Source organism: Luteolibacter sp. Populi, from assembly GCF_040801775.1.
In the GTDB taxonomy this organism is placed as follows: Bacteria; Verrucomicrobiota; Verrucomicrobiia; order Verrucomicrobiales; family Akkermansiaceae; genus Haloferula.
On record NZ_CP161812.1, the window covers coordinates 129125 to 141372 of the forward strand.

Below are 12248 nucleotides of genomic sequence, written 5' to 3' on the forward strand. Positions count from 1 at the left end.
GGTGAAGGATCTCCTCGATCGCGAGGAAGAATACCTGATCCCGATGTACCAGAGGAATTATGCCTGGGATGAGCCGGAGATCCGGCAGTTGATCGAGGACATCATCGACTACATCCCGAAGGCCCGGCCCTACTACATCGGCACGCTGGTGGTCTACGAGCGCCGGGAGGAGGGGAAGCTGGTGTTTGAGACGGTCGACGGGCAGCAGCGTCTGACGACGCTGGCCCTGCTGGGAATGCACCTGCGGAACGCGCGTGTGGGAGATATCTCCCTCTACAGTGGACCGCGCGTCCGCTTCGAGTGCCGTGAGCACTCGCGCAAGACGCTGACGAGGATTTTCGAGGGCTGCTGTGAGAATGGCGCGATGGGAGATCTGGGCACCGGCGAAGTGAATCCGGAGATTCTGAACGGCTATCATCTGATCCAGCGGATACTGGCGCAGAAGCTGGGGAATCCCGGAGAGCTATCCCGCTTCGCCGCCTATCTGCTCGACAAGGTTCTGATCATGCGGGTTCAGGTGCCAGAGGGCACGGATCTAAATCACTATTTCGAGATCATGAACAACCGGGGTGAGCAGCTCGAGAAGCATGAGGTGCTGAAATCCCTGATGATGCAAGCGATCGAGGAGGGAGGTGGTGCGCCGGCGGACCAGCACTGCTTCCACCGGGTGTGGGAGACCTGTGCGGATATGGAACGCTATGTGCAGATGGGCTTTCGCCCGGCTCAGCGCAGCGCCATTTTTGGCTACGAGAAGTGGGATCAATTCATACCCGCGGACTTCGACGAACTGTGTGGGATGCTCTCCGTGCCGGGAGATGGCACGGCGGAGGTGCCGCGGTCCCTCGTCGAGATCATCGGTGACCCGGAGCCCGGCAGCAGCGGCGACGACCGGGATGGCGAGGACCCGCCCGAGCGCTTCAACGCGGTGATCAATTTCCCGAATTTCTTGCTACAGGTGCTGCGGGTCTCGCTCTCCGCGGAAACGGCCGGAGTGACTCTGGACGACAAGGAACTGCTTCCCGTTTTCGAGGAGCAGATCCTGAAAGCTCCTGATAAGCTGGAGCGGGTGAAACGGTTCGCCTACGATCTACTTCGGTGCAAAAACCTGCTCGACCACTATATACTCAAGCGGGAGTTCACTGGAGAATCCGACGGCTGGAGTCTGAAGCGCCTGAAGTGGAGTGGTGACGGGGATGCCGCAAACCGCGCGTCCTACGTCAACACCTTCGGCCAGGAGGAGGGCAAAGAGCCGGTCAATCTCCGCATCCTGATGCTACTGTCTGCATTCCACGTCTCCACGCCGACGCAGATCCGCAAGTACTGGCTGAACGGAGCGCTCCACTACCTCTCCCGCTCGGAAAAGGTCGATGCCGCGAGCTATCTGAAGCACCTGGAGTCGATGGCACGGGCGTTTGTGTTCGACAACCACCTCGCGCCGGTGGCCTTGGATTATAACAAGATCATCTACGCGAACGACTGCCACTGCGCGACACGGAGAGAGGATGTGACGGAGGAAAGCATCAGCCCCTTGCTCGGCTATCGAGGCATCCGGAACAATTTCGTCTTCAATTATCTGGACTACCTGCTCTGGCGCGACCGGAATTCGAAAGATGAGAAGTCGGAGAGCTTCCGCTTCACCCCCCGCAGCTCGGTGGAGCATTTCTATGCCCAGACGCCGATGGGAAAGGTATCGCCGCTGGCACCGGAGCTGCTCGATTGCTTCGGCAATCTCTGCCTGATCAGCCACAGCATGAACTCGCGACTGAGCAACTTCACGCCGAAGTCGAAGTCGGAACTCTGGCAGCACCATGTGGAGAGCCTGAAGCAGGCGCTGATGGTGGGCGCGGGAGACTGGAACGAAGCTGCAATCCTCAGGCACGACGGCGGGATGAAGCAATTGCTGCTTCGAAGTTTGGAGGAAGGAGCCGGGTAATCGATCCACGGTGTCACGCTTTGCGATGGCATGAGGCGGGATTTCGGGCCATAGCCGCGCCCGCTTTTCCCGCCATGGAATCTCTCACCGTCATCAAGGCCGGCACCGGCGTCCTCACCCGCACCAGCGATGGCACGCTCGATGGAGCCTCGCTGGTCCGCCTCGTCACCGCCATCGCCGGCCTCGTCGAGAGCGGCCACCGCTGCTTGCTCGTCAGCTCCGGCGCGGTCGGAGCTGGGGTTTCCGCCTTCAATTTGGACGGCTATCCGAACGACCTCACGACCCGCCAGGCCTGTGCCGCGGTCGGACAGGCGCGGTTGATGCACACCTACGAAAACCTGTTCCGGAACTTCGATCTGGCGGTTGCGCAAGTCCTGCTCACGGCCTCCGACCTCCAGACCCCGGAGCGCCGCCAGAACGTCTCGAATACCCTCCGGCGCCTGCTGGAATCGCCACGTATCGTGCCTATCATCAATGAGAACGACTCGGTGGCGGTGGAGGAGCTGAGGGTAGGGGATAATGACATGCTGTCCTCCCAGGTCGCCATTCTGCTCGGCGCGAAGACCCTTGTCCTGCTCACTTCCGTGGACGGACTCCTTTCCCCGGAAACGAACGAACTCGTCCAAGACGTCCCGGACGTCGATGCCGTCCTCGGCTTCGCCAAGGACGAGCGTGGCCGCTTTTCCATCGGCGGGATGGCCTCCAAGCTCCAAGCGGTGAAAAACTCCGTCGATTCCGGGATCACCGTCCACATCGCCCATGGCCGCAAGCCGGAGCGTCTCGCCGGGATCCTCGCCGGCGAGAAGGGGCTTTCGACCCGTTTCGCCGCTGTAACTCCCACGTAAATAGGTAGAAGCCGCGGGCGGGGCATTTTTCCGTGTGTTCCGTGGATTCCGTGGTTTCTTCGGGTGCCTTTCGTTTCGTTGAATTCGCGCGATTCGTGGTGCCTCAATTGTCGTCCGCCAGCCATCCATGACCGAAGCCGAAGTTTTTTCCGCCGTCGAAGAACTCGCCCGCAACGCGCGCGCGGCCTCCTACAAGCTCTCCCAGCTTACGACCGACCAAAAGAACGCGATCCTCCGGGCGATGGCCGCGGAACTGCGCGCCCGCGCCCCGGAAATCGTCGCCGCCAATGCCTTCGACCTCGCCGCGGGCGAGGAAAAGGGCCTCGCCGCGCCGATGCTTGACCGCTTGCGCCTCGATGTGTCGAAGGTGGAGGCCATCGCCTCGGGCATCGATCAAGTCATCGAACTGCCCGATCCGGTCGGCCAGATCATGGAAAAGTGGACGCGGCCGAACGGCATGCACATTCACCAGACCCGCGTCCCGATCGGCACCATCGGCATCATCTACGAGAGCCGCCCGAACGTCACCAGCGATGCCGCGGTGCTCTGCTTCAAGGCTGGCAACGCGACCATCCTGCGCGGCGGCTCCGAGGCCATCCACAGCAACCGCGCCATCGCCGATGCCCTCCAGGCAGGCGGCGAAGCGGAGGGTCTGCCCGCGCACTCGATCCAGCTCATTCCCTTCACCGACCGCTCCAGCGTGAGCGCGCTGTGTAAGATGGACAAGTGGCTCGACCTGATCATCCCGCGCGGCGGCAAGGGCCTGATCGAGACCGTGGTCTCGCAGGCCCGCATGCCCGTGATCAAGCACTACGACGGCGTCTGCCACCTCTTCGTGGATGCCGCCGCGGACCTCGACATGGCGGTCAAGTTGACCGTGAACTCGAAGACCCAGAAGACCGGCGTCTGCAATGCCTTGGAGACCCTGTTGGTCCATTCCTCAGTCGCTGCGACCCATCTGCCCGCCATCGCCGAGATCCTCGTAGAGAAAGGTGTCGAGATCCGCGGCTGCGAGCGCACCCGCGCCATCATCGACGCCCTGCCTGCCACCGAGGAAGATTGGGATACCGAGTATCTCGATCTCATCCTCTCGGTGAAGGTCGTGGATTCACTCCAGGAGGCGATCGACCACATCAATACCCACGGCTCTCACCACACCGATAGCATCGTCACCGCCGATCAGGCAGCGGCGGATGCTTTCCTCTCCGGTTGCGACTCGGCCTGCGTTTTCCACAACGTTTCCACCCGTCTCGCCGATGGTGAGGAATTCGGTTTCGGCGCGGAGATCGGCATCTCCACCGACAAGCTCCATGCCCGCGGCCCGATGGGTCTGCGCGAGCTCACCAGTTACCAGTACCGGGTTCGAGGGAACGGCCAGTCGAAATGGTAGTTCCGGGATCTTCTCCCGACAAATGCGGTGCCCGGCGGCTATCTCGGAACAGGGATGAAAAAGCCGCTGCTCACTATCGCTTTCCTATTGATCGTCATTCTGGCGATCTGGCTCGGTGGCCCCGGTCGCGATCTCCTGACCGGAACGAAGCACACCGACAAACCTGCGGCCACTACCCAAGGACCCGCGGAGCCAAGCGATGCGACCGAAGACCGGCCTTCGAAAACCGACACCCGTCCCGCCAAGCCTGCAGAGCGGGCCGCAATCGCGGGAATCAAAAAGCTGAGTGGCGCGGAGCACTCGGTGGAGGAGGAACTCAAGGACAAGGTCTCCATCACCGCCAGAGCCCGTGTGCGCTTGGGCAAAGGCCAATCGATGCTCACCGGCGGCCATCTTGATGAAGGAGGCCGTCGTGTTTTCTCGGTGATGGTGCCCAAGCGAGTCGATTCGACCACCGAACCGGGCACTACCCAGATCATGATGGGCTGCACCATCGTGGCGCTTGATCCGATGCAAATGCGTGAAACCGGCCTGGACCGCTTAGTGACCGACCGCAAGGCGAACGAGAAGGAGGCGGGAATCTGGAGTGTCGATGATGCTCAAGCCACGCTCGCGCTCCTTCCTCCGGAATCCTATCGGTCGCGGCCAACCTTGTTGCTGGCGCCCGGACACACAGGCAGCGTGGAGACCGAGTGGCAAGGCATTGCGGAAAGGCTGGAAATCACCGCCACTCCGACGGAAGAGGGCGGATTCGACCTGGATACCGGCTGGCGGCACGCGGTGAAATGAGCGGAGAAAGTCAGCAGGTGATCCTCGCGTTGCTCATGGTGCCGCCTTGGACGACTTCGCCATCATCCCCTTCAGCTCCTCCAGATGCTTTTCATACACCCCGCGCGGGGTGGTCCCGTGTTTCACCGCGATCGCCGCCGCTTTGCCGACGATCTCGCCCATCATGCCGGTGGTCCGCATCACGCGCACCGGACCGAGCGCTTCACGATCGACGCTGATGTTGCGCCCGGCCATGAAGAGGTTCGGAATGTTCCGGCTGTAGAGGCTGCGGTAGGGGGCCCAATAAGGACCCTTGTATTGGTAGTTCTTCCCCTCGGTCGCACGCGAGATGAACTCTTCGCCCTCGTGGCCCTTCGCGAAGGCGGGATCGGGCAGGTGGACGTCGATGTGCCAGGAGCAGGGGAAGCAGCCGTCGGGAAACACCGTGCCGTTGCGGAAATCGCTTCCTGTTAGAACGATGTCGCCTAACAGCCGCCGCGACTCGCGCTTGCCGGCGATGAAGGCGGCCCAGCCGAGGCGGTGGTTCGGATACAATCCGTCCACGTTCTTGAGCGTGTCCCAGGCACCGTACATCGCGCGGAAGTTGAGGTCTCGGATGCGTTCGATCTCATTCACCTGGTCGCGGTCGAAGCCGCTTTCCCAGAACCAGCCGCCGAGATTCGCGAGCGGATTGCCGCCCCACTGGCCCTTGGAACTCTTGCGCCCGGGGAAGGGCTTGTCGCTCAGGTCGATGGCCCAAGGGCAGCGCGGGAAGGGTGCCGGCGCTTCACCCTGCGACATGGATAGCGAGAGCGCATCCTTGTCCTTGCACTCGCACTTGAGCACCTCCGCCGCATTCGAGGCATCGAGCACGTTCCAGAGATTGCTGGCGCCCATCTGCTTCTCCTTGGCCACTTCATATTCCGCTCCGGCCAGCACGCCGATGGTCCCGTCACCGGTGCAATCGGCGAAGAGCTTGCCGGAAATCCGGATGCGTCTCGCACTGCGGATATCCTGAGCGATCACCGCGGTGATGCGCTTCTCCGCGGTCTCCACCGCCATCACGCGTTGCCCGGTGAGCAGCGTGATATTCGGCTCGGCGCGGACCACTGCCATCTTGCGTTCGTCGGCGTAGATCGCACCACCTTTGGCGTTGCCGGAGGTCTTGTCTTTCTGCGGGACCAATTCATCCACGATCTCGCCGACCTGCGGATACGGCTGCTGGCGGGTGTGGCCTTCCGGCCAGACGCGGACCTCGGAAGAGCCATTGCCACCGAGCACTTGACGATCCTGGACAAGCGCGACTTTCACACCGTTGCGTGCGGCGGAGACCGCGGCCGCAGTTCCAGCGATGCCGCCGCCGGTGATGACCAGATCGAAGCTGCCTCCATCTTCAGGCTGATCCGAAAGGCCGAGCCATTGGCGGCGGAGTTTCGCCAGTTCCGGGCCACCATGGGGCGGGGCGAACTTCGGATCGGCGGAGAAGAGAATCGCATCGCAGCGCCCTTCGAAGCCGGTGAGATCATGCAGCGCGATCTTTGCGGAGGAGCCGATGCTGACGGTGCCGCCGTCCTGCCAGTGCCAGTCCGCGCCCTCGGTGCCGAAGGTCGCGGGCAGCGGCTTGCCATCGATCAGAAGCTGGAACTTGCCCGGCGCTCCGGGGGCATTCCATGGCGCGACCCAATCGCGGGTGCGGACCCAGACGCGATATTCCGCGGGCCTTGGGAACTTCAAGCTCGTCTCCGCGTCCTTGACCGGCACGCCCAGGCCATGGGCCAGCAGGTAAGGGGAGCCCATCTGCTCCATCGACTGCTGGTCGGTATCCCAGCCGCCCTCGGTCGCGAATTGCTCGGCCTCAAGGAAGACCAGCGGCGATTCGCCAGCCAGAGCGAGCGGGGCCGCCAACATCGCGGCTAGGGTGGTGAAACGGGTCGTCATGGCGCTTATGGATTTCACGATCCAAGCTGCCTGCTACGTAGGATATTTCAATCAAATTGCTCAAAAGCGCAAATGTGCAAGCCAGTAGGGGAATACTTAATTCTTACGGAGAGTTAATGAGTAAATATATTAATCTAATGAATCCACTTAGGAGGAGTTGGAGAAGCTGCTTACTCGGTCGGCATTGCGCAGCCCCGGTTCCGGCCTCAAAACAAATGGTACCTTATGACAGCGCAAGAACGGGATCTCACGGTCATGATGACGAATGCATTGCATTCCTTGGCGGCGGTGCAGTTGGAGTGCTCCAGCCAGGGGAATCTGATCGCCGACATGCTTCCCGGCCTCACTGCCGATCAACGCAAGGAATTGAAATTCAAGTCGCAGATCCACGCCACCCACTCGGCGAAGATCAAGGACCAAGCCGAGGCGCTGGACGCCTGCATCAACTCAAACGTCTGATCCCTCTCGGAAGTGGCCGTACTCCCCTATGCCTCCCTGAACAGCGTCCGCGCCGCGATCCGCTCGCGGCAGGTGCTGCGCTTCCGTTATCGCAAGAGCCTGGTGACCGCGGAGCCCCATCTCTTGGGAAACTTCCGCAAGACCCACGCGCTGGTCCTGCGCGGGTGGCAAGTCGGGCCGGACGAGGGCTGGGAATACTTCCGCTATGCCGAGATGCGCGACGTCGAGGTATTGCTGGATTGCTTCCCGCGCATTCGCGAGGGGTTCAATTCCTGCGATCCCAAGATCGTGGAGATCGATACCTGCATCCGGATCGCCCGTTGAATGGAGTCAAAGTTCGGTTTTTCCCCCCAGCTGGTACCCCGGGTGGGCCGGAGTTCGGCCCGTCCGGGGTTTCCAGTCGCCCCGGTGAGGAAATCACCCGGCGGCGCGAGGTCTTTCCCGATGAAACCCATGAACTCGAAAAGCCCGACCGACCTATATTTTGACCAGCTTCGCGATCTCTACAGCGTGGAGTCCCAGGTGATCCTGACTTTGCCCGAGCTGGCCGCCGCCACCGGTCCCTCGCCGTTGCGCGAATTCCTGCAGGGTCAAGAGCCGCTCGCCATGCGCCGCAAGCGACACCTTCAGGGCATCTTCAAGCGCCATCATGCGCCCTCGGATGGCGACATCTGCGAAGGCATGAAGGGACTGATCCACGGCGGGAACCGTCACATTGCCATGGCCAAGGACCCGGTGGTCCGCGATCTCCTGCTGATCGCCCATTGCAGCCGTATCAAACATTATGAAATCGCGGCCTACCAATTCGCCGCGACGCTCGCCGGCTACCTCGATTACCCGAAGGACCTCGATACGCTCACCGAAATGCTGGGTGAGGCGAAGGAGGCGGAAGGCCGCTTGGAGGTCTTCGCGTCCGGGATGTTTTCCTGCAAACGCTAAAAGGCTGTTTGTTCGGGAGAGCGGCAAAGCCATAGCGCCGCCTTCCCGGCAAGCCGCCGAAGACACCCTGCAACCGGGCGCAGGGATAAGAAGGAGAGCCGGAAGATTCCTCGCCCGCCCTGCGAAGGCTCGTGTAGTTTCCCTTCCGAATGGCTCACGACCCCGTCCCCGATGAAATGTCCGACAGCAGCGGCTCCGATCCGGTGCCGGCGGACGAGATGGTCTACGAACTGCCGGAAGATCACGCGGATGCGGGCGATATCATTCCGGCAGCCCCCGGTGCATCCTTACCCGTCGTCGGCCTCGGCGGTTCGGCCGGCGGCTTGGAAGCCCTCATCCGCTTCTTCCGTGCGACTGCACCGAAGACCGGGGCGGCCTACGTGGTGGTGCTTCATCTGGCCCCGGAGCGGGAGAGCGCCCTCGCCTCCATCCTCCAGCGGGAAACCGCCATGCCGGTCCACCAGGTCACGGAGAATACCGTGGTAAAGGCAGATCACGTCTACGTCATATCCCCGGGCGTCCACCTGTCGATGGTGGATGGCCGGCTCTTCGTGAGTAAAATGGACGCCCCCCGCGGCCGGCGCGTGGCCGTGGACCTCTTCTTCCGGACCCTGGCGGATACCCACGGCGCGGATGCCACTGCCATCGTGCTGTCCGGCAGCGATGGCGATGGCGCGGTGGGGCTGAAGCGCGTCAAAGAGCGCGGCGGCCTCACCATCGCCCAGACTCCCGCGGAAGCTGATCAGGATGGCATGCCGCGCTCCGCGATCGCCACCGGCATGGTGGACTGGGTGCTGCCGGTGGATGAAATGCCGCGCCGCCTGTTAGAATATCGCGAGACCGCCCGACGCCTCCAATTGCCCGCCGAGGAAAAGCCCCGCGTGCAAGAGGCACAAATATCCGCGCAGCTGGACGAGGAGGCACTCATGGCGGTGCTGTCGTATCTCCGCAGCCGCAATGGCCACGACTTCTCCTACTACAAGAGGGCGACGATCCTCCGCCGCATCGCCCGTCGCATGCAGGTGAACAACTGTTCCGACTTGGGGGCCTACCTCGCTTATCTCCGCAACCATCCGGGCGAGACCACAGCGCTCCTCCAGGACCTGCTCATCAGCGTCACGAATTTCTTCCGCGACCGCGAGGCCTTCGCCGCGGTCGAGGCGATCATCCCCAGCCTCTTCAAGGACAAGGGGCCCAACGATCAAGTCCGCGTCTGGGTCGCCGGCTGCGCTACCGGGGAGGAGGCCTACTCCTTCGCCATCTTGCTCAGCGAATATGCCGCCCGCCTCGAAGCGCCGCCGCAGATCCAGATCTTCGCTTCGGATATCGACGAGACCGCGATCGAAACCGCGCGCGTCGGTTGCTATCCCGAGACCATCATGGCGGATGTCTCGGAGGAGCGCCTGCGCCGCTTCTTTTCCAAGGAGTCCGGCCGCTACTGCATCCGCCGCCCGGTCCGGGAGATGGTCATCTTCGCCCTCCACGATCTATTGAAGGACTCGCCCTTTTCCCGGCTCGATCTGGTTTCCTGTCGGAATCTGATGATCTATCTCAACCGCGAGGCGCAAGCCCGCGCCTTCGAGATTTTCCATTTCGCGCTCGTTCAGGATGGCATGCTCTTCCTCGGTTCTTCCGAATCCGCGGAGGAATCCACCGCGCTCTTCGCGCCTACCGACAAGAAGCAACGTCTCTACCGGCGCAACGCCAGCCACCGCAACGGCATCCTTTCCAGTGCCGCCCGGCTCGCGCTTTCGCTCCATCCACCCGTGCCGATGCTCGCGAAGGGGGGCCGCGATGCCGGGGATACCCCCGGTCCCGGAGCGGGCGAGTGGCCGGCCACAAGCGTGCCGGAGGTCCAGCCCCGCGGCGGTTACTGGGGCGACCTGCATTTCAGATTGGGCGAGCGCCTGATGCCGCCCTCGCTGGTGGTGAACAGGAATCACGACATCGTCCACCTTTCGGAGAGCGCCGGCCAGTTTCTCCAATTCGGAGGCGGCGAGCCATCGATGAATGTCCTGCGCGTGGTCCACCCGATGCTGCGGATCGGCCTGCGCGCCGCCCTGTTCCGCGCCTTCAAGACCGGCACCCCGGTCGATATCGAACGGGCACGCTTCGATTCGGAGGGCACTTCGCGGCAGGTCGATATCGCCGTGCATCCCGGGGCCGGCGCAGCGTCCGAGTACGCGCTCGTTATCTTCCGTCCCCGGCAGGCGGAGGAGGCGGAGGCCCGGGTGGAGATCAAGAAGATCGAGCCGGAAAGCCTGGTTCGGCACCTTGAGGAAGAGCTGGACCAGATCCGCTCGCAATGGCGCGAAACCGTCGAGCAATACGAGGCCTCCGGGGAAGAGTTGAAGGCTTCCAATGAGGAGCTCCAGGCGATGAACGAGGAACTCCGCGCCGCCACCGAGGAACTCGAGACCGGCCGCGAGGAGTTGCAGTCGATGAACGAGGAACTCACCACGGTGAACCAGGAACTCAAGAGCAAGGTGGACGAACTCAGCCGCGCCAATAGCGACCTGCAGAACCTGATGGCATCCACCAATATCGCCACCGTCTTCCTGGATCGCCAGCTCTGCATCAAGCGCTACACCCCGCCGACCGTGGCCCTCTTCAACCTGATCCCCACGGATGTCGGGCGGCCTCTGTCCGATCTCACCCACCGGCTCGAGTACGCGCAGATCGCGGCGGATGCGGAGCGGGTGCTGGATCGCCTCGCACCGGTCGAGCGCGAGGTCCGGAATGCGGAAGGCCGCTGGTTCCTGGCGCGGATGACTCCTTACCGCACGATGGAGGACCAGATCGCCGGAGTCGTGCTGACCTGCGTGGACATCACCGAGCAGAAGCACTCCACCGAAAGCATGCGCTGGCTCTCCGCCAGCGTGGAGTCCTCGAACGATGCCATCATCACCTTCAGCCCCGATGGCAAGATCATCAGTTGGAATGAGGGCGCGGAACGGATCTTCGGCTACACTGCACAGGAGATGATCGGCAAGCCCAAGTCCATGCTTGCGCCTGCAAACCTCAAGCATGAGGTGGCGCAATGGCTCGATCAGCTCGGCAGAGGCGAATCCATCGGGCCCATCGAGACGGTGCGTTTGCGGAAGGACGGCGGCTTGGTGGAAATCTCGATTTCCGTAGCCGCCATGCGCAACGAGTCCGGCGATGTCGTGGGGGCCACCTCCATCGCGCAAGACATCAGCAGCCGCAAGGAAGCGGACCATGATCTGCGCATGGCCCGCGACGAACTGGCTGCACAGGTCGAGGAACGCTCGGTCGAGGTCCGCGACCGCGCCGAGCACCTCCGCGGCGTGGCCGCTCATCTTACCCGCAGCGAACAGCGCGAACGGGAGCGGATCGCGGGCCTGCTCCACGATCACCTCCAGCAATTGCTCGTCTCGGCCAAGATGCGGCTCGAGGGCCTGCGCCGCAAATCGACCGATGGTGAGAAGGATGAGTTGGAGACCGTCCTCGGCTTGTTGGACGAATCTCTGGAAAGCTCCCGCACGCTGACCGCGGATCTCGCCCCCCCGATCCTCTCCGAAGGGCTCGCACCGGCCCTGGCGTGGCTGGGCGAAGTCTGGATGAAGGAGAAATACGGCCTGCAGGTCCGGCTTGAGCTCGACAGGGAAATCGAGGCCGCCGGTGAGGAAGTCCGCATCCTGATCTTCCTCGCGGTCCGCGAATTGCTCTTCAATGTGGTCAAGCACTCCCAAGTGCTGAAAGCCAGGGTCAAGCTGATGGCCAAGGATGAACACACCCTCCGCGTCATCGTCCTCGACCACGGCAAGGGCTTCGTCCCCGCGGACCTCGCTTCTGCTAAATCCTCGGGGATCGGGGTGGGACTCGTCTCCGTCCGGCAACGGCTGAGCCTCCTGGGTGGCAGCCTTGAACTGCGGAGCAAGGAGGGCGAGGGTGTCGAAGCCGAGATCCTCGCGCCACGCGCTCCTGCCGCCGCCGTCCCGGAAACCTGATCCCT

9 protein-coding genes are annotated in these 12248 nt (G+C 62.8%); 8 read left to right on the plus strand and 1 reads right to left on the minus strand.

Going from position 1 to position 12248, the window contains the following annotated elements:
* Window position 1: 1 nt before the first annotated feature.
* The 4 genes from ABWK72_RS00460 (at window position 2) to ABWK72_RS00475 (ending at window position 4957) form a co-directional block, all read left to right on the plus strand.
* Window positions 2–1933 carry a DUF262 domain-containing protein gene (locus ABWK72_RS00460; protein ID WP_367872808.1) on the plus strand — a complete coding sequence of 644 codons (1932 nt, stop codon included), beginning with the start codon at window positions 2–4 and terminating at the stop codon, window positions 1931–1933.
* A 74-nt stretch (window positions 1934–2007) separates the two neighbouring features.
* On the plus strand, window positions 2008–2778 hold the full coding sequence (gene proB, locus ABWK72_RS00465; RefSeq protein WP_367872809.1) for a glutamate 5-kinase: 771 nt from the start codon (window positions 2008–2010) through the stop codon (window positions 2776–2778).
* A gap of 127 nt (window positions 2779–2905) precedes the next feature.
* Window positions 2906–4168, plus strand: coding sequence for a glutamate-5-semialdehyde dehydrogenase (locus tag ABWK72_RS00470; RefSeq protein ID WP_367872810.1), 1263 nt, complete (start codon window positions 2906–2908; stop codon window positions 4166–4168).
* 54 nt (window positions 4169–4222) lie between these two features.
* The gene (locus ABWK72_RS00475; protein ID WP_367872811.1) at window positions 4223–4957 is read left to right on the plus strand and encodes a hypothetical protein; all 735 of its coding nucleotides are present in this window, start codon (window positions 4223–4225) and stop codon (window positions 4955–4957) included.
* Window positions 4958–4990: 33 nt separating this feature from the next.
* On the opposite strand, the gene ABWK72_RS00480 is transcribed toward ABWK72_RS00475, so the two are convergent.
* Window positions 4991–6874, minus strand: a complete 1884-nt coding sequence (locus tag ABWK72_RS00480) for an FAD-dependent oxidoreductase (RefSeq protein WP_367872812.1) — start codon at window positions 6872–6874, stop codon at window positions 4991–4993.
* 225 nt (window positions 6875–7099) lie between these two features.
* Between ABWK72_RS00480 and ABWK72_RS00485 the strand changes: the two genes are divergently transcribed.
* The 4 genes from ABWK72_RS00485 (at window position 7100) to ABWK72_RS00500 (ending at window position 12243) form a co-directional block, all read left to right on the plus strand.
* Window positions 7100–7333: a hypothetical protein gene (locus ABWK72_RS00485; protein ID WP_367872813.1), complete on the plus strand. Its 234-nt coding sequence runs from the start codon at window positions 7100–7102 to the stop codon at window positions 7331–7333.
* 12 nt (window positions 7334–7345) lie between these two features.
* Window positions 7346–7657, plus strand: coding sequence for a hypothetical protein (locus tag ABWK72_RS00490; RefSeq protein WP_367872814.1), 312 nt, complete (start codon window positions 7346–7348; stop codon window positions 7655–7657).
* Between the two features lie 129 nt (window positions 7658–7786).
* Window positions 7787–8272: a DUF892 family protein gene (locus tag ABWK72_RS00495; RefSeq protein ID WP_367872815.1), complete on the plus strand. Its 486-nt coding sequence runs from the start codon at window positions 7787–7789 to the stop codon at window positions 8270–8272.
* 149 nt (window positions 8273–8421) lie between these two features.
* Entirely contained in the window at window positions 8422–12243 is a 3822-nt protein-coding gene (locus ABWK72_RS00500; protein ID WP_367872816.1) for a chemotaxis protein CheB, read from the plus strand.
* The last annotated feature ends 5 nt before the right edge of the window (window positions 12244–12248 follow it).